The following is a 17,999-nucleotide window of genomic DNA, read 5'->3' on the forward strand; positions in this document are numbered from 1 at the left end:
AATCGAAGTTGTCAACTAAATCCAGTACACATCACACTCTTATAATTGGCGATGAAAACATCCGGATGTAGTGGTGGGCAACATCCGGATGTTTTGATAGCCTAATTCTGATTGGATGTATGTATCTGTTTGATATATAGTGATTTTGATGTATATATCTTTATGTTCCAAAGATATACTTTTATTTCTTATTATTTACCATAATTGGGCCTGTATAGCATAACGGGTTATCTGACGGCATAAAATAATTTATAATATAATTTGGTTTATAGAATAAACTACTTATCTTTGCCACAGATTCGAATTTCTGATAATACATTTAACAACAAATAAATACGTGTCATGGAAGATAAAAAATTAAATGAGCAAGAGAGCCTGGAACTCATTGCTCGGATGATTCGAAACAGCAAAAGGAATGTGAGGGAGAATGCCGGAGGCCCTGCTTTGATTTGGGGATACGCTACGGTTTTAACTTCTCTGTTGGTTTATGCAGGCTGGATGTTGACACATCAGTATTATAGTATGTATGGTTGGTTTTTGATACCTGTGTTTGGAGGAATAGGTACGTTTTTGTTTGGCAGGCATGAAAAGCCGGTACTGATTAAGACTTATTTGGATCGTGTCATATTTGAAAACGGACTGGACATAAAAATCAAATAATTATGAAAGAGACTTCAACACGTTTCGAACGTTTTTGCACTTCCTGGAAATTCTTTTTAGTGCTGATAGCTTTGCAATTTGTATTGATGCCGATGGCAACGAAAGGGTTCCGTTTTGAAGAGGCCGGACAGATTGTCTTTACTACATTGGGGCATGCATTGATCAACCGATTCTATCCTTATTCATTTGTTTTTCAGTGGATGGCGCTTGCGCTGATTGTTGCCCTGTTGTTTTTTCGTGACAGGATCGGCCGGTTCTTTTCCGCTTATGTGGGATGTTGCTATCTGCTGTATGCAATCATCCAAAGTATTGCTGTAACCAATAAATATGGTGTCAGCGTAGTGACGGTCAATCTGGTGATGATGCTGTTTGTGGCCTTTGTCTGGTTTCGTGATTCTTGGAAAGGAGAGAATAAGTACACATTTTCGAATTTGAACTGGAAAACAGCTTGGTTGGTTCCCGTTGCATTTTTCTGTTTGTGGTTTCCGATGAATCTACAGAATGCGAAACCTGATTTCAATCCCGCTTATCTGTTTTCCGGTTTTGCATCACTTGCTTTTTGCCCAATGACACCCGTGTTTCTGATATTGCTTACCTTGTGCCGTCCCACTATAAACATGGTAACCTACCGGGTCACTGCTATGGTAGGGTTAATTATCGGTATCTATAATATGGGGCAGTTTGCCAATCCCACCGGATTTTATTTAGGAATATATCATTTACCTTTGCTGCTGATCTCTTTGTATGCATTGTTGAGTAGCAGACAATTAAAATAATAATAAGAACATGGAAAATAAGAAATTGAATGAACAAGAGAGTCTGGCATTGATTACCCAGATGATTCAGAATAGTAAAAAAGGGTTGGTTGTAGGAAGCGGTAATAGTTTTCTATTTTGGGGATATTTGACTCTTGCTGTCTCCATAGCAATTTTCCTATTACTTTATATTACCGGAAATCAGAGCTGGTTTTGGTTGGGGATTGTGATTCCGGTGATAGGGTGTCTGTATACTTATTGGATTTCCCGGCGGAATGGTAAGAAAACGATGAGTTATGTCGATAAAGTGATTTCGAATGTTTGGCAAATAGTAGGAGGAACTTGTGCTATCATTGCCCTTTTGGCCTTGAATTATGGAAATAATATCGCTATATTGCCGTTGCTTCTGTTGGTGTTATCCGTGGGTGCAGGAATAACAGGATCTGTTATCCAAGAGAAATCGTTTTATAACTGCTCCGCTTTTGGAATCGCTATTTCGTTAGGGATGCTTTTCAATATCAATTCAATTGTGGAAGGACCTTTACGACAGGTTTTTGCTTTTGCCCTTGCCATTACGGTCGTAATGATTATTCCGGGACATATGGTTAATCGTAAAGCAAAGAGAAGCAATGTTTAAAGAACTGAATCCGTTACTCCATTCCGAACTTCGCCTGGCGGTGATGTCGTTGCTTATTTCTGTTGAGGAAGCGGACTTTGTCTATATTCGTCAGCAGACGGGGGCTACAGCCGGAAACTTGAGTGTACAGATCGATAAACTGAACAAAGCCGGTTATGTGGAGATAACGAAAACATTTAAAGGAAAAATGCCTTGTACGATCTGTAAGATTACCCCACAGGGAGTGGATGCGTTTGAAGAATACGTGGAAGCGCTGAAAAGTTATATTATAAAATAAATGGTGAATGGACGAGGATTATTTGCTATCTATCAGGAATATACTTTAGCTTTTGAGATTATTATTTTATCTTTGCGTATAAAAAAACAGGTTTTTAAAGAATGATTTTATGTTGAAAATATTAGTAACCTACGCTGTACAAGGCGAATTCGCAGAGATTAAGTGGCCCGATGCAGAAGTGTATTATGTACGTACCGGCATCGGCAAAGTAAAAGCAGCTTTTCATTTGGCGGAAGCTATCCGTCAGGTGGAACCGGATATTGTAATAAATATGGGGACGGCAGGGACGATTCATCATAAGGTAGGCGATATTTTTGTTTGCCGTCATTTTATTGACCGTGATATGCAGAAGTTGGCAGGACTCGGATTAAGCTATCAGTTGGATACTTCTGCGTTGCTTGAACAGAAAGGGTTCTGTAAGCATTGGACGGAGTCGGCTACCTGTAATACCGGAGATAGTTTTCTTACAGAGTTGACTGATATAGAGGGAGATGTGGTAGATATGGAAGCATATGCACAGGCTTTCGTATGTAATTCTAAAGAGATTCCTTTTATTTCGGTAAAATATGTCTCTGATGTGATCGGTCAGAATTCTGTGAAGCATTGGGAAGATAAATTGGCTGATGCCCGTACCGGGTTGTCTCACTTTTTCAATGTTTTGAAGGAAAGTATATGATAAGTGACTCCTACTGCAATCAGAAAAAGGAGTATCTTGACCCATACTAAAGGGACGAGAAAGAATATGCAATAGAGCATGGTGCCCCACATGAGCACTAACGAGATGATTTTGGCACGCAAGGGGATCGCCTTATTTTCGCGAAAGTTACGGATATAAGGGCCGAGATGTTTCTGATTCAGTAACCATTGATACAAGCGGGGCGACCCTTTGAAATAGAGCGCAGCCGTCAGCAGCAGGAAAGGGGTGGTAGGCAATAATGGCAGAAAGATGCCTAAAATACCTAATGCCAGCGAAACGGTTCCTAAAATGATACAGATGGTTTTCATGCTGCAAATGTAGAAAAAATAACGAGGTTTGCAGAATGAAAATCTGAATTTGTATTAACTTTGCCCCTGCATCGAGGTGACATTAGATGCAGGGACTTTTTTTAATATATATGACGATGTATACAGTAATAAAACGCCTCGAGGTATCGGCTGCGCATAGTCTGAACCTCTCTTATCGCAGTAAATGTGAGAATCTGCACGGTCACAATTGGATTATCACGGTGTACTGCCGTTCTGCAGAACTCAATGCCGACGGAATGGTAGTGGATTTCAGCCTGATCAAAAAAGCGGTGAAAGAAAGATTGGACCACCGCAATCTGAATGAAGTACTTCCTTTTAATCCTACTGCCGAAAATATAGCTCGTTGGGTTTGTGAACAAGTGCCTCATTGCTTCAAAGTGGAAGTGCAGGAATCCGAGTCAAATACGGCTGTCTATGAGAAAGATTAACGAAATTTTTTATAGTTTACAAGGAGAGGGGTATCACACAGGTACTCCCGCTGTTTTTGTCCGTTTTTCAGGATGTAACTTGAAGTGTGGCTTTTGTGATACCCGCCATGAAGAGGGAGTGATGATGACGGATGAGGAGATTATAGCCGAGGTAAAGAAATACCCGGCTGTAATGGTGATACTTACGGGTGGCGAACCTTCCTTGTGGATTGACGATCACTTGATCGGTCTTTTGCATCAGGCCGGGAAATATGTTTGTATCGAGACGAATGGTACCCGCCCTCTGCCGGCGGCTATCGATTGGATAACCTGTTCGCCCAAGCAAGGTGTAAAATTGGGTTTAAACAGAATGGATGAAGTGAAAGTAGTGTACGAAGGACAAAATATTGACGTTTATGAGCTACTTCCCGCCGAACATTTTTTCCTCCAGCCTTGTTCTTGTAATAACACCGCAGCAACGGTGGATTGCGTGATGCGACACCCCAAATGGAGACTAAGCCTGCAAACGCACAAACTGATAAATATTTTGTAATAGTTACGGGCTGCTGCCGGCTATATGGTATTCTTTCGGAAGGATGCCCGTAGTTCGTAACTCGTAGCTTATAATTATTGATTATGAAAGTAGGTTTATTTATTCCTTGCTACATCAATGCCATCTATCCCAGTGTGGGGGTGGCATCGTATAAACTTTTGAAAAGTTTAGGTGTGGATGTAGATTATCCCCTGGATCAAACTTGTTGTGGACAGCCTATGGCAAATGCCGGTTTTGAAGGCGAAGCTTTAAAACTCGCTCTACGGTTCGATGATCTGTTCAAGCAGTATGATTACATTGTTGGGCCTTCGGGTAGTTGTGTGGCATTTGTCAAACTGAATCATCCGGGTATCCTTGCCAAAGAAGGACATTTGTGCGAAAGTGCCGGTAAGATTTATGATCTCTGCGATTTTATTCATGATGTGATAAAACCTGAAAGGCTGGAAGCCCGTTTTCCGCATAAAGTGAGCATCCACAATAGCTGTCATGGCGTACGTGAACTTTTCCTGTCTGCTCCGAGTGAACTGAATATTCCTTATTTTAATAAACTGCGCGACCTGCTTCAATTGGTCGATGGTATTGAAATCTTTGAACCGAGCCATATAGATGAATGTTGTGGTTTCGGCGGTATGTTTGCTGTCGAAGAGCAGGCGGTCTCTGTCTGTATGGGCCGTGATAAAATAAGGCATCATATGGAAACCGGGGCCGAATATATCACCGGAGCCGACAGTTCCTGTCTGATGCATATGCAAGGCATCATCGAGCGTGAGAAACTGCCTATCAGAATTGTTCATATAGTAGAAATCTTAGCATCACAATTATGAGTACCAAGCATGCAAAGGCTGCCGGGAAGTTCTTAGAGAATCCTGTGATGGCGGCATGGCACAACGAAACCCTTTGGATGGTTCGTGCCAAAAGAGATAAGATGAGTAAGGAGGTTCCTGAATGGGAGGATCTGCGTGAGAAGGCATGTGAACTGAAACTTTATTCCAATAGCCATCTCGATGAACTTCTGGTAGAGTTTGAGAAGAATGCGACTGCCAATGGCGCCATAGTGCACTGGGCAAAGGATGCCGATGAATATTGTGCCATTGTCTATGAGATTCTGAACAGTCACGGGGTGAAGCGTTTCGTTAAAAGCAAGTCTATGCTTGCCGAAGAGTGCGGGTTGAACCCGTTTCTGATAGAAAGAGGGATCGATGTGGTGGAATCCGATTTAGGTGAGCGTATTTTGCAGTTGATGCACTTGCCGCCCAGTCATATCGTGCTGCCTGCCATTCATATTAAGCGTGAGCAAGTGGGAGAACTTTTTGAAAAAGAGATGGGTACGGAGAAAGGGAATTCTGATCCTACTTATCTGACGCATGCCGCCCGTAAGAATCTGAGAAATATCTTTCTGAATGCGGAAGCTGCCATGACAGGAGCAAACTTTGCCGTAGCGTCTACCGGGGATATAGTGGTGTGTACCAACGAAGGGAATGCGGATATGGGAACTTCCTGTCCTACCTTGAATATTGCCGCTTTCGGCCTTGAAAAGATTGTTCCCGATATGGATGCATTGGGGGTATTTACCCGGCTACTGGCCCGTTCGGCTACGGGACAGCCTGTTACGACTTATACCTCCCACTATCGCAAACCGCGTGAAGGGAGCGAATATCATATCATCATCGTAGATAACGGGCGGAGCGAGATACTTGCCCATCCCGATCATATCAAGACTTTGAATTGCATCCGCTGTGGCGCCTGTATGAATACTTGTCCGGTCTATCGCCGTAGTGGTGGTTATTCATATACTTATTTCATTCCCGGCCCTATCGGTATAAATTTAGGTATGGCGCACGATCCGGAAAAGTATTATGATAATCTTTCTGCCTGTTCGCTTTGTCTGTCTTGTTCCGATGTATGTCCGGCGAAAGTCGATCTGGCAGAGCAAATTTATAAATGGCGTCAGATATTGGATAAGATAGGAAAAGCTGATACCGGGAAAAAAATAATGTCCGGTGGTATGGAAATATTGATGGATCATCCTGTTTGGTTCAATGCGGCTTTGTGGGCAGCACCATTGGTGAATCATCTGCCGCGTTTTATCAAGTACAATGATCTGGATGCCTGGGGAAAGGGACGTGAATTGCCGAAGTTTGCCGGTGAATCGTTCAATGAAATGTGGAAGAAGAATAAGGTACAGGGAAAGGAGGAAACGAAATGAGTAGTCGGGAAGAAATATTGGCTAATATCCGTAAGAATACGCAAAAGCGTTTTGATTATCCGGAATGGGAGATAAAGACGACTACCTATCCTGATGTTATAGAGAAGTTTTGTGAGGTAAGTCGTGCGGTAGGCGGTGAGGCTGTGCTATTGGGTAAGGGGGAGGATATAAATGCGGTCATTCGCCGTACTTATCCGGATGCCGGTCGAATAGCTTCGAATCTGGATGAAATAACATGTGCTACATTCAATCCGGATGAATTGGACCGTGCACAGGATTTGAACGGTACGGATATAGCTGTGGTGGCCGGAGAAATCGGTGTTGCGGAGAATGGTGCTGTCTGGATTCCTCAAACGGTGAAGTATAAAGCTCTCTATTTTATAGCAGAGAAATTAGTGATTATTCTTGATCGTAACCGGATTGTCAGTAATATGCATGAAGCTTATGAGGAAATGAAAAAAGAGAAATATCAATTCGGTACGTTTATCTCCGGTCCGTCAAAGACTGCCGATATCGAACAGGCTTTGGTTATGGGAGCACACGGGGCGAGGGATGTGCTGGTAATTTTAAAATGATAAATAATGTGTCAATGTGCCAATATGCCAATGTGCCAATTAAATGATACATCAATTGACCAATATGCCAATTAAATAATAGCGCAGCCAATTGGCACATTGACACATTATTTAATTGGCAAATTATTAATATTATGTATGCAAATAAAGTAAAGAAAGTTGTAGCTGTTCATGATCTTTCAGGGGTAGGCCGGGTTTCGCTTACGGTAGTTATTCCCATTCTTTCATCAATGGGTTTTCAAGTTTGTCCGTTGCCTACGGCGGTGTTATCCAGTCATACACAGTATCCCAATTTTTCGTTTTTGGATTTAACCGATGAAATGCCCAAGATTATTTCCGAATGGAAGAAACTTGGTGTACAATTCGATGCGTTCTATACCGGCTACCTTGGTTCTCCACTCCAGATACAGATTGTTACTGATTTTATAGATGATTTCCGGCAGTCGGAAAGCCTTGTCGTGGTAGATCCGGTTTTGGGTGACAACGGCAAGCTATATGCCAATTTTCATGATTCGATGATCAAGGAGATGCGGCAACTGGTAACGAAAGCCGATGTGATCACTCCCAATCTCACCGAACTATTTTACTTGCTGGATCTGCCTTATAAAGAGCAAAATACCGATGAAGAGTTGAAATCCTACCTTCGTCAACTTTCTGATAAAGGGCCGGAAGTGGTGATTATAACCAGTGTTCCTGTATTGAATGACATTCATAAGACATCTGTATACGCCTATAATCGTACCGGCAATCGCTTTTGGAAAGTAACTTGTCCTTATCTGCCTGCTCATTATCCCGGAACCGGGGATACTTTTACAAGTGTAATCACCGGGGCTTTGCTGCAAGGTGACAGCCTTCCTATTGCACTTGACCGTGCTACACAGTTTATTTTACAAGGAATTCGCGCTACTTTCGGTTATGAGTATGATAACCGTGAAGGTATTCTTTTGGAGAAAGTGCTGCATAATCTCGATATGCCTATTCAGAGTAGCAGTTATGAGCTTATCTGATCATAGTTATTTTTTGCCGGGATGCATTTGTTCTTGAAAATAAACCTTTTTGTTTCTATATCAGTCTTTTTAATGACAGGTATTCTGTTGGAAAAGTCAGATATAGAGAATCGTATGCATAAAATGATGTAATAAAATGCATTTCGTTTCGCATATTTTAGCCTGATCCGGATAAATATGTATTTATCTTTGCATGTAAATCTGTTTATCATTACGAAATAGATTCGGTTCCTCTACGAGTTTCTCTCTGTTGCTCGTAGAGGAACGATAAAAGACTCGTAGAGGAACCGAAAGATTACCTTAGAAGAACGAGAGATTCGCTATCAGACTCTTGATTTTATACTCATTGCTGTTTGACTTCTGACCATTTGTAAATAGAATAAAAACGTAAATATAGGATATTTAAGAATAAATTATCCGGTAAAAGCAAAGGATGCAAGCATGTTGCATCAAAATATACTATATTATGAGCTATTTGATTAACGCAAAGTGGGAATGAAGGCGGCTTTTGTAATTGGCACTGTTACCGTTTGCAAATAAGCCCGATAGTCATACTTAAGAATATCATTTTGACATTTTGATACAGTTCTCGTTTCTTACCCACGCCACAAGTTTCTGCGGCATGGGGCATTTTATTCTTCTTTTCTTATTCAGCTAATCCTTTGCTAATCCTTCGGCTGTCTCTGCTAATCTGATAAACTCTCTTCTGTATCCCTTTTCGTCATTGTCAAGCGATGTTTTAGCCAGGGATATTACTTTATCATAAGTGGCGTCTCCTTTAAAGTCAGAATCACGCAATAGCTGTCCGAACATGGCAACAGCAGAAGCAAAGCGGAAGTCCGAAGATACTTTTTCTTTTTTATCATCGATAAGGGGTTGTTCGATTTTCTTGCTGGTATTTCCGTCCGGTGCTTTGTAGCGCAGTTTTACAGTGAGGAGTTCTTTTGAATTGTTTGTCACAGCAGGAGCCGGTTTTGTCTTTTGATATTTTAAATCGTCCACTTTACCCGTAAAATCGCTTTTGATTCCTGCGGGTACTACCTCATAGAAAGCCGTTACTGTGTGTCCTGCTCCCATTTCACCTGCATCTTTGGCATCATTGTTGAAATCTTCGTCTTTCAGCAAACGACTTTCGTAGCCGATGAGCCGATATGCCTGTACTTGCGACGGATTAAATTCTATTTGTAATTTTACGTCTTTGGCCACTGTGTGCATCGTAGCTCCGAATTCATTGACTAATACTCTGTTGGCCTCCTGCAAATTGTCAATGTATGCGTGGTTCCCGTTTCCCTTTTCTGCGAGGACCTGCATTTTACTGTCTTTATAGTTTCCCATTCCATAACCTAATACAGTCAGAAAAACACCGCTCTTTCTCTCCTGTTCGATGAGTTTTTCCAGTCCCTCATCCGAAGACACTCCGACATTGAAATCTCCATCCGTACAAAGGATGATACGGTTGTTTCCTCCTTTTACAAAGTTCTGCTTTGCCATCTTATAAGCCAGTTTGATACCTGCATCACCGGCGGTAGAACCTCCTGCGGTCAGCTCATCGATAGCTTCACGGATTTTCTGTTTATCGCTTCCGCTGGTGGAGGGCAATTTTTCTCCTGCCGAACCGGAGTATACGACAATCGCTACTCTGTCTTCATCACGCAGATTGTTTACCAGCAATTTGAGAGAAGACTGGACCAATCCCAGACGTTGAGGACCGTACATCGAACCGGAAACATCAATTAGAAAAACTAAATTGGATACCGGAAGCTTGTCTGTCGGAATTTCCTTTGCTTTCAATCCGATACGGACCAACCGGTGTTTTACATTCCATGGACAGGCACCTACTTCAGTAGTGATTTTCACTGGATCATTTCCGGTAGGTTGAGGGTAGTCGTATGAGAAATAGTTTATTAATTCTTCCGTACGGATCGCATCCGCAGGGGGAAGTTCACCTTTATTAATATAGCGGCGCATGTTACTGTAAGAAGCGGCATCTACGTCAATTGAGAATGTAGACAGGGGGCTTTCGCTTACGGTCTTAAAATTATTTTCTGCAATCTCCTTATACTCTTCTGCATTCATGCCGTCGGCATCCATTCTGCTTGCCATGATGCCGGGAGTAGCATGCCCTACAGCACCGCATAAGCTTACCATTTTCTGTGTACCATAGCCCACTACGACACATTCTTCCAAAACCTGACTACTTGTTTTTAAACGAATATTCAGGCGTTCGGACTTAACCTCCGCTTCTTGCTTTTCGTAACCGATATAAGAAAATACTAATTTTTCACCTTTGTCAGCGCGAATCGTATATTCGCCGTCCACATTGGTTATAGTACTGCGAGTAGTCCCCTTTACCTGCACTGTGCAACCTATAATACCGGAACCGTCTGCGGCATCAGTTACTTTACCTTTTACTATGAATGTTTCTGCATTCACGTTTCCCAAAGAAATAATTGCTACCAGCAATCCGAACATCGTAGCTCTTAATCGATTTGTTTTCATACCTTATTTAAATTAAATGTGATACATAAATCCTATGTTTTATTCTATAGATGCAGTTTTGAACAGGATTCCATAAAGGGGTTCTTATTTTTTTCATATTAATTTAGGAAAGGATATTTATCTTTTTTTTAACCATAGAATTGTCCATGTTTATAGTATATTTCTCCATTGTGTGCTCATGTGTCTTTGCCTAATTTTGCATGTATTAAATTATTAATTACTATTTTATTTTATAATTAAAAGAAACAGTAATATGCATAATATGCTTAAAGAGTTTCCGGACCTTATTGTCATTTTCTGATTATCTGTTAAATGGGCAGTTAACAACCGGATATATAACATAAAATTCATTTAATTATTAATCTTGATGTATTATGAAAAGAAACAGATTAATTTGGTTTTTCTCCCTATTATTTTGTTGTACTTTATTGGCGGCTCAAAGTATAACTGTTGAGGGTACAGTCACGGGAAATCTTGATTCGGAAGTATTGATAGGAGCAAGTATTTCTGTAAAAGGTACTACAATGGGGACTGTTACGGATATAGATGGGAAGTATTCTCTTTCTGTACCGTCTGATGCTATATTAGTATTCAGTTATTTGGGTTATGAAACGGAAGAAGTTGCTGTAAGGAACCGCTCGTTGATAAACGTTTCTCTGAAAACCAGTTCACAAGATTTGGAAGAGGTCGTTGTTGTCGGTACTATTTTGAAAAAAAGTGATTTGACTGGTGCTGTATCAAGTGTTAGTGCGAAAGTGCTGGAAGAAAAACCGGTTACCAGTATAAACCAAGCTTTACAGGGGCGTGTTGCAGGAGTCTTGATTTCTAATGCTGCCAAACCGGGTGATGATGCAACTATTAAAATTCGTGGTATCAATACCATTAATACTACTACCGATCCTATTTATGTAGTGGATGGTTTGGTTATGGATAACTTCGGAGGTGGATTTAATTCTATCAATTTGAATGATGTTGCTTCTATTGAGGTATTGAAAGATGCCTCTGCTACAGCTCTCTATGGTTCGCGTGCTTCTAATGGAGTGGTTTTGATTACAACTAAAAAAGGTAAAATTGGTAGTGGCAGAATTACCTATGATGGTTGGGTTGGTTTTCAAACGGAAGCAAAGCTTCCTGAAACTATGGGTACAAGAGATCTTTTTGAATTGAGAAAAGAGGCGGCAATGAATTCGTTTACGGCGCGTCACCCGGAGGCAACAGTTGATGAAATTGATGCGTTTTTGGCCAATCGGGTGATGACACCTTATGTTAAAGATGGCTCGGGAGGATATGTCTTTGCACAATATGAGTTTGATGCCTATGAGAATAATGATAATTATGACTGGTTGGATGCAGTGACCCGTACTGGTGTAGAGCAAAATCATGCGTTGAGTTTTAGTGGAGCTTCCGAAAAAGGTGCCTATTATTTAAGTTTCGGATATTCTAATAAAAAAGGAATGGTCAAGAATCTTGGGGATACGAGGTATAATGGGCGTATTAACTCAGATTATTCCATCAAATCATGGTTAAAAGTCGGTACTAATACCTCATTTTCTCATACTGAATCTGAAATATTTTCGGATGATGGTGTTTATGATAAAGCACGTGGGGCTAATCCTATGTTACCGGTTGACTCGGAAATCTACACCTTGAATTATGGTGGAATAGAGGATAATAATTACTTTAATCCGATACGCACTTTAAAAATAGAGAATGACCGCAGGCGCAATCGCTTGTCTTCTACCAATTTTTTGAATATAAATCCACTAAAGGGATTGAATATCCGTACTTCGTTTTCTCTTGATTTTTTTCAAGAAGATCGGTTTAAATACACTCCGAAAGATATTCAGGAATCTATTCGTTATTCTCAGGATGGACAGGCAGAGCATACCCGTGACCAAAGAATGGTATGGCAATGGGATAATTCCATCTCTTATGACCGGATATTTGGAAAACACAAAATAAATGCTTTGTTTAGTACCAGTGCTACTCAGACAGATCGGGATTATACGTATGCTACAGGGAAAGGATACGGTACGGATCGATTTTCTTATTATAACATAGGTGCTTCTTACAAAACGGATGAACGGTCTATCGGCTCTGATTTTGTAACGGCTACCTTGATGTCATATGTAGTACGTGCCGATTATAATTATGCAAGTAAGTACTATTTGACAGCTACCGCGCGTTATGATGGTTCTTCTAAGTTTGCCAAAGGTCATCGATGGGGATTATTTCCTTCTTTTTCTGCTGCATGGAACATTGCAGAGGAGAATTTCATGAAAGAACAGCGTGTGTTTAACCAATTGAAATTACGTTTGGGATATGGCTTGGTCGGTAATCAGAGTATTGATGATTTTGCATTTTATACACTTTACGATGCCAAACTTGAGGATGGAAAGGTTACTTATGTACCTAAAGGAAGTAGAGGTACAAAAGATATTACTTGGGAATCTCAGAGGCAATTCAATGTCGGCTTGGATATGGGATTCTTGAATGGGCGTATTACTGCAACAATGGATGCATTCTTTATAAAAAATAAGGATTTGTTGATGACGCGTTCTTTACCGTTGACATCCGGTTTTAGTTCAGCGATAGAAAATATCGGTGCAATTGAAAACAAAGGTATCGAATTTGCCTTGAATGCCAAACTGATTGCAACAAGAAATATCCAGTGGAATGTTTCTGCCAATATTTCGGCCGATAGAAATAAAGTTACGCAACTTTACGGTGATAATGATGCGGTTTATAATATTGATGCTGATCGTAATCTTCAAAAGGAAGGGAATTTGTTTTTAGGTGAGTCACGTAATACGATTTATATATGGAAAACAGGTGGCATTGCCCAAGTGGTAGATATGGAACATTTAAAAAATATTGATTTTTCGGGACGACAGGTTAATCCGGGAGATCTTTATCCATTGGATATAAACGATGATAAAGTGATCGATGATAAGGATCGTGTGATTGTCGGTTCTCCCGATCCTAAATTTTATGGTGGTTTTTCAACAGATTTTTCATATAAAGGGGTGACGTTGAATGCTGTATTCAATTATTCATGTGGAGGTAAAAAGTTGAGTCCTTACTATGAATCATTGATCACGAGTCGGGGGACGGGAATTGCTTCCATTGATTTACTTGATCGTTGGACACCGGAAAATACAGATGCTAAATTTCCACGTCCTATTTATAATGATCCTACAGATACCGAAACGATGTATTACAATACTTTTTCTGCCAGTCAAATGGATTTTTCTGTACAGAATGCTTCGTTTTTACGCTTATCTACTTTGAGTTTGTCATATACGTTTCCAAAGTCAGTATCGGAAAAAATGAGAATTGGAAATCTTCGGATTTACTCTACAGTATCCAATGTGTTCTGTTTGACTCCTTATAAAGGATATGATCCGGAAACGGGAGATTGGTATCCACCTACACGAATGTTTGTTTTCGGATTGAATGTTTCATTGTAAATAGTCTTCATTGGTATATTAAATATAGTTAGTTATGAAAAACGTGATAAAAATAAACAGATTGATAGCGGCCTGCATGTTAGCAGGTTCTTTAAGCATGTATTCTTGTTCGGATTTTTTAAATCAAGAGCCTAAGACATCACTGACGGAGCAGGAAGCTTTTTCTGATTTAAAGAATATTATACCAACAGTTGATGGGCTGTACACTGCGTTTCGTGAATCAAAATCGGGGCGGGAAGGATTGACTTTCTCACTGTTGGGGTTGGACGAGAGTAAACAAGGCATAGTACAGATGGACGATGCAACTCAAGCCAGCCTCGATCTTTACAACGGTTTATTGAATTCAATGTCCACACAAGTAGATAAAATGTGGTCAAGAAGGTGGCCGATTGTTATTTCTGCAGCGAATGCTATTTATGCACTTGACGTAATTGCCGAGACGACTAAGGAAGAAGAAATGCTGGATGAAATAGAACGGTTGAAGGGTGAAGCTTGTTTTATACGGGCTATGGTAATGATGGAGCTTACGATGTATTGGGGTGAGGTTCCGGTGGTTGATATTGCTACAATGAATAATTCGGCTCGTCAGCCATTGGAGAAAGTATGGAAACAGATTATTGATGACTTTACTTTTGCATCTGTGTCTTTGAAAGATAGGTATACGGAATCTGCTGATAAGATGCGTGCAACTTCCGGTGCGGCGTTGGCTATGTTGGGAAAAGCCTATATGTCAGTCCCAGTGGAAACCGGCATGAGAGATTTTAAATTGGCAAAGGAAAGTTTTGAGGCAATGCTTGACCGTTATCAGTTGGATTCTGAATACAGTAATCTTTTCGATGAAAATTTAGAGTTTAATTCACCTGAGTCTATTTTCGAATTAGATTATGATAATGTAAACCGCATTAATCATTGGGAATTCGATATGGGATCCCGTACAGTAGTCGCTACATTTGGTGAGGGCTGTTATTTTGCTGGATATGATGTGGCGTTACCTACGGAATATGCATATAAATCGAAGTCTGAAGGAGGTATTTGGGAAGAGGGAGATTTGCGTAGAGATGAAAGTATCCGCTATGATTTTACTTATTTGGGCATTACTCCTACAGAGGTTTCTTGGGGAGCTGATGAATTGGATCCGCATATTAAAAAGTATGAAGACGAACGTACGGATCAATTTAACGGAAATTTGGCTAACGAATGGTATTCTGGTAAAAATTTCATTGTATTGCGTTATGCGGATGTGCTATTGTGTTACGCCGAATGCTTGAATGAACTTGGAGAAACCGGAGAAGCGAATACAGTAGTAAATCAAGTACGTGCACGTGCTTGGGGCGGGACTCTTCCTAATGAAATGGCTTGGAATTATGGACAAGATGAATTTCGGGTACAGATAATGGACGAACGTATTCGTGAACTTTGTTTTGAGGGATGGAGACGGATGGATTTGATTCGTACCGGTAAATTTGTTGAGTTGATAAAAGAGCGTAATCCTTGGGCTAAGAAATCGGGAACGATAAAAGAGTTCCATATGCGTTGGCCTATTCCAGATACAGAAATTAAGAATAATTCTGACATAAGCGAGGAAGATCAGAATCCGGGGTATTGAATTTTATATTAATAATCAATTTAATGTATAAGATGATATGAATAGAAAACTAATTTTATCTTCATTATTTATCTTCTTTTGTCTATGGAATATACAGGCTGAAGAATATGAAACGATGTCACCTAATGGAATGTTGAAAATAAAGTTGCGGATAGACAAAGGAACTACTTATGAAATTTGGCATGGTAACGAACAACTGATTGCATCTTCCCCTATCGGACTCAACCTTTCCAATGGTATGATTATAGGAGGGGGAACGGTGAAAAATGTTACAAGGAACGTTGTCGATCAGACAATTGAAGTTATAGCAGGAAAGAATAAAACACTGAGAGAGGCCTATAACGAGCTTTTGATCTCTTTCACGGAAGATTATGATCTTCTGGTGAGGGCCTACGATGAAGGCATAGCTTATCGGTTTATCACACGGTTGGGCGGAGAAATTATCATAAATAGCGAAGATGCCGTATTTAATTTCACTTTCACTCCGACAGTTTATTTTCCGGAATGTGATACTAATTATTCTGGGGAAAAAGATCAAGAAGGAAAGGTACATCAGATTCATCAAGGATACCGGAACTTCGAAAGACTCTATAAAATTTATAATGCTCCCACAGAGATAACCAATAACCGTTTCTCTGTTTCTCCGGTATTGTTTTCTCATCCTGACACTTCTTATAAAATAGTAGTGACAGAATCCGATACATATGATTATCCGGGGTTATATATGGAACAAAACGGTCCGAATTCTATGCGTGGAAAATGGGCCCAATATCCTAAAGAGGTAATGGATGAAGATCCTTCGAACCCTAATTATTGGTATTCGAACCATTTGGTTATTTCAAGAGAAAATTATATTGCAAAAACAGAAGGAAACCGTACTTTCCCTTGGAGGGTTATTATTGTTTCTGATGATGATAAATCTTTACTGAATAATGAATTGGTGTATATGTTGGCGGAACCGTGCCGTCTTACCGATACTTCGTGGATTCAACCTGGTAAGAGTGCTTGGGAATGGTGGCATAAAGCAGTTTTAGAGGGAGTGGATTTCCCATCGGGAAATAATAATCTGTCGTTCCAGTTATATAAGTATTATGTTGATTGGGCATCTCAACATGGAATTGAATATATGACACTTGATGCGGGTTGGTCCGAGAGCTACATACGTACTTTGTGTCTTTATGCTAAACAGAAGAATGTGAAAATTATCGTTTGGACATGGGCGAGTTGTGTTAGAGAAAATCCGGAAGACTGGATTAAGAAGATGAAAGATTATGGTGTGTCTGGGGCAAAGATTGACTTTTTCGAACGTAATGATCAGATTGCTATGCGTTGGGGACGGGATTTTGCACAACGCTTGGCAAATCACCAAATGGTGGCATTGTTTCATGGTTGTCCGGTTCCTGCCGGAATAAATCGTACTTTTCCTAATATATTGAATTTTGAGGCTGTTCGTGGTGCAGAATGTAATTTCTGGGAAAAAACTTTGACACCGGAATATCATACACAATTTCCTTTTATACGTTCGTTGGTCGGTCCTGAAGATTATACTCCAGGTTCTATGAGAAATGTAACTCAAGAAGAATTCCAGCCGATTGATAAGGATGATACTCCACCGATGAGTATGGGAACCAGAGCACACGAACTGTCGATGTATGTGATTTATGATCAGTGGATAGGTTATTTGTGTGATTCTCCGACCGAATACAATAAATATCCGGATATACTAAGTTTTCTGTCGACTGTACCTGTGGTGTGGGACAAAACAGTTCCATTGGATGCTAAATTAGGAGATTATATTTTGGTGGCGAAACAGAAAGGAAAAGATTGGTATGTAGGTGGCATGACTGACTGGACTGCGAGAACGCTGGAAGTCGATTTCGGCTTCTTGGAAGCTGGCGTTTCTTATCTGGCTGATATTTTTAAAGATACTTCTGCATCGGGAGAGCAACCTAAACAATATGTATGCGAAAGAATGGAAATCACAAAAGATACTAAACTCTCCATTCCGATGGCTAAAGGAGGAGGATTTGCCATCCGGCTGCTTCATGCTTCCGGTTCGGGAATTACAGAAGTGAAACAAGAAAATCCTCTTATTGTTTATGTTGAGAAAGAGACGGATACGCTCCATATCAAGACGGAAAAGAGGATAGAGGCTGTAAGGATAAATGATATCACCGGGCAAACATTATTTGCCCGGAAATATAATGACGATGTTTATTCCGAACGAATAAACTTATCAGACTTTAATAAAGGAATATATGTAGTTTCCGTGAAAACGGCGCCTGCATTGGCTTCAACGACTTTTATCTATTAATGAAAAT

The 17,999-nt window shown here is 40.3% G+C and carries 16 protein-coding genes; 14 read left to right on the plus strand and 2 right to left on the minus strand.

What is annotated here, in order from left to right; all coding sequences use genetic code 11:
* Nucleotides 1–342 precede the first annotated feature (342 nt).
* From QVP90_RS08975 to QVP90_RS08995, 5 genes are all read left to right on the plus strand, one after another.
* Nucleotides 343–660 carry a hypothetical protein gene (locus QVP90_RS08975; protein WP_007478446.1) on the plus strand — a complete coding sequence of 106 codons (318 nt, stop codon included), beginning with the start codon at nt 343–345 and terminating at the stop codon, nt 658–660.
* Nucleotides 661–662: 2 nt separating this feature from the next.
* Nucleotides 663–1,436, plus strand: coding sequence for a hypothetical protein (locus QVP90_RS08980; RefSeq protein WP_021936221.1), 774 nt, complete (start codon nt 663–665; stop codon nt 1,434–1,436).
* 10 nt (nt 1,437–1,446) lie between these two features.
* Nucleotides 1,447–2,052, plus strand: coding sequence for a hypothetical protein (locus QVP90_RS08985; protein WP_021936222.1), 606 nt, complete (start codon nt 1,447–1,449; stop codon nt 2,050–2,052).
* The gene (locus QVP90_RS08990) at nt 2,045–2,329 is read left to right on the plus strand and encodes a winged helix-turn-helix domain-containing protein (protein WP_005924733.1); all 285 of its coding nucleotides are present in this window, start codon (nt 2,045–2,047) and stop codon (nt 2,327–2,329) included. Before QVP90_RS08985 ends, QVP90_RS08990 begins: the two co-directional genes overlap by 8 nt.
* 109 nt (nt 2,330–2,438) lie before the next feature.
* Nucleotides 2,439–3,005, plus strand: coding sequence for a 5'-methylthioadenosine/S-adenosylhomocysteine nucleosidase family protein (locus tag QVP90_RS08995; RefSeq protein WP_021936224.1), 567 nt, complete (start codon nt 2,439–2,441; stop codon nt 3,003–3,005).
* On the opposite strand, the gene QVP90_RS09000 is transcribed toward QVP90_RS08995, so the two are convergent.
* Nucleotides 2,972–3,334, minus strand: a complete 363-nt coding sequence (locus QVP90_RS09000; RefSeq protein WP_005924727.1) for a YbaN family protein — start codon at nt 3,332–3,334, stop codon at nt 2,972–2,974. The genes QVP90_RS08995 and QVP90_RS09000 overlap by 34 nt on opposite strands.
* A gap of 116 nt (nt 3,335–3,450) precedes the next feature.
* Between QVP90_RS09000 and QVP90_RS09005 the strand changes: the two genes are divergently transcribed.
* From QVP90_RS09005 to QVP90_RS09030, 6 genes are all read left to right on the plus strand, one after another.
* Nucleotides 3,451–3,783 carry a 6-pyruvoyl trahydropterin synthase family protein gene (locus QVP90_RS09005; RefSeq protein ID WP_005924724.1) on the plus strand — a complete coding sequence of 111 codons (333 nt, stop codon included), beginning with the start codon at nt 3,451–3,453 and terminating at the stop codon, nt 3,781–3,783.
* Complete coding sequence (locus QVP90_RS09010) at nt 3,770–4,315, plus strand: 7-carboxy-7-deazaguanine synthase QueE (RefSeq protein ID WP_005924722.1); 546 nt, start codon at nt 3,770–3,772, stop codon at nt 4,313–4,315. Before QVP90_RS09005 ends, QVP90_RS09010 begins: the two co-directional genes overlap by 14 nt.
* Nucleotides 4,316–4,398: 83 nt before the next feature.
* Entirely contained in the window at nt 4,399–5,139 is a 741-nt protein-coding gene (locus QVP90_RS09015) for a (Fe-S)-binding protein (protein WP_021936225.1), read from the plus strand.
* Entirely contained in the window at nt 5,136–6,521 is a 1,386-nt protein-coding gene (locus tag QVP90_RS09020) for a lactate utilization protein B (RefSeq protein WP_021936226.1), read from the plus strand. Before QVP90_RS09015 ends, QVP90_RS09020 begins: the two co-directional genes overlap by 4 nt.
* A complete protein-coding gene (locus QVP90_RS09025) occupies nt 6,518–7,096 on the plus strand; it encodes a LutC/YkgG family protein (protein ID WP_021936227.1) in 579 nt (192 codons plus the stop codon). The genes QVP90_RS09020 and QVP90_RS09025 overlap by 4 nt, the downstream gene beginning before the upstream one ends.
* A gap of 134 nt (nt 7,097–7,230) precedes the next feature.
* Nucleotides 7,231–8,103, plus strand: coding sequence for a pyridoxamine kinase (locus QVP90_RS09030; RefSeq protein WP_007478441.1), 873 nt, complete (start codon nt 7,231–7,233; stop codon nt 8,101–8,103).
* 654 nt (nt 8,104–8,757) lie between these two features.
* Here the strand turns inward: QVP90_RS09030 and QVP90_RS09035 are convergent.
* Nucleotides 8,758–10,602 (minus strand): vWA domain-containing protein, encoded by a 1,845-nt coding sequence (locus QVP90_RS09035; protein ID WP_021936228.1) that lies wholly within the window; start codon nt 10,600–10,602, stop codon nt 8,758–8,760.
* A gap of 374 nt (nt 10,603–10,976) precedes the next feature.
* Here QVP90_RS09035 and QVP90_RS09040 point away from each other — a divergent pair, with 374 nt between their 5' ends.
* From QVP90_RS09040 to QVP90_RS09050, 3 genes are read left to right on the plus strand one after another with little or no spacing between them, the layout of a single operon-like run.
* Nucleotides 10,977–14,072 carry a SusC/RagA family TonB-linked outer membrane protein gene (locus QVP90_RS09040; RefSeq protein ID WP_005924703.1) on the plus strand — a complete coding sequence of 1,032 codons (3,096 nt, stop codon included), beginning with the start codon at nt 10,977–10,979 and terminating at the stop codon, nt 14,070–14,072.
* A 34-nt stretch (nt 14,073–14,106) separates the two neighbouring features.
* Entirely contained in the window at nt 14,107–15,678 is a 1,572-nt protein-coding gene (locus QVP90_RS09045) for a RagB/SusD family nutrient uptake outer membrane protein (protein ID WP_021936229.1), read from the plus strand.
* A 37-nt stretch (nt 15,679–15,715) separates the two neighbouring features.
* The gene (locus QVP90_RS09050; protein WP_021936230.1) at nt 15,716–17,992 is read left to right on the plus strand and encodes a glycoside hydrolase family 97 protein; all 2,277 of its coding nucleotides are present in this window, start codon (nt 15,716–15,718) and stop codon (nt 17,990–17,992) included.
* Nucleotides 17,993–17,999: the final 7 nt, after the last annotated feature.

Origin of the sequence: Bacteroides sp. CAG:189, from assembly GCF_000432295.1 — a bacterium.
GTDB lineage: Bacteria > Bacteroidota > Bacteroidia > Bacteroidales > Bacteroidaceae > Bacteroides > Bacteroides salyersiae.

Excerpts from the sequence above, each read along its gene's own strand:
- QVP90_RS08975 (WP_007478446.1), top strand. The coding sequence starts at position 343 with ATGGAAGATAAAAAATTAAATGAGCAAGAGAGCCTGGAACTCATTGCT.
- QVP90_RS08995 (WP_021936224.1), top strand. The coding sequence starts at position 2,439 with ATGTTGAAAATATTAGTAACCTACGCTGTACAAGGCGAATTCGCAGAG.
- QVP90_RS09005 (WP_005924724.1), top strand. The coding sequence starts at position 3,451 with ATGTATACAGTAATAAAACGCCTCGAGGTATCGGCTGCGCATAGTCTG.
- QVP90_RS09020 (WP_021936226.1), top strand. The coding sequence starts at position 5,136 with ATGAGTACCAAGCATGCAAAGGCTGCCGGGAAGTTCTTAGAGAATCCT.
- QVP90_RS09000 (WP_005924727.1), bottom strand. The coding sequence starts at position 3,334 with ATGAAAACCATCTGTATCATTTTAGGAACCGTTTCGCTGGCATTAGGT.
- QVP90_RS08980 (WP_021936221.1), top strand. The coding sequence starts at position 663 with ATGAAAGAGACTTCAACACGTTTCGAACGTTTTTGCACTTCCTGGAAA.
- QVP90_RS09015 (WP_021936225.1), top strand. The coding sequence starts at position 4,399 with ATGAAAGTAGGTTTATTTATTCCTTGCTACATCAATGCCATCTATCCC.
- QVP90_RS09045 (WP_021936229.1), top strand. The coding sequence starts at position 14,107 with ATGAAAAACGTGATAAAAATAAACAGATTGATAGCGGCCTGCATGTTA.
- QVP90_RS09040 (WP_005924703.1), top strand. The coding sequence starts at position 10,977 with ATGAAAAGAAACAGATTAATTTGGTTTTTCTCCCTATTATTTTGTTGT.
- QVP90_RS08985 (WP_021936222.1), top strand. The coding sequence starts at position 1,447 with ATGGAAAATAAGAAATTGAATGAACAAGAGAGTCTGGCATTGATTACC.
- QVP90_RS09010 (WP_005924722.1), top strand. The coding sequence starts at position 3,770 with ATGAGAAAGATTAACGAAATTTTTTATAGTTTACAAGGAGAGGGGTAT.
- QVP90_RS08990 (WP_005924733.1), top strand. The coding sequence starts at position 2,045 with ATGTTTAAAGAACTGAATCCGTTACTCCATTCCGAACTTCGCCTGGCG.
- QVP90_RS09050 (WP_021936230.1), top strand. The coding sequence starts at position 15,716 with ATGAATAGAAAACTAATTTTATCTTCATTATTTATCTTCTTTTGTCTA.
- QVP90_RS09035 (WP_021936228.1), bottom strand. The coding sequence starts at position 10,602 with ATGAAAACAAATCGATTAAGAGCTACGATGTTCGGATTGCTGGTAGCA.
- QVP90_RS09025 (WP_021936227.1), top strand. The coding sequence starts at position 6,518 with ATGAGTAGTCGGGAAGAAATATTGGCTAATATCCGTAAGAATACGCAA.
- QVP90_RS09030 (WP_007478441.1), top strand. The coding sequence starts at position 7,231 with ATGTATGCAAATAAAGTAAAGAAAGTTGTAGCTGTTCATGATCTTTCA.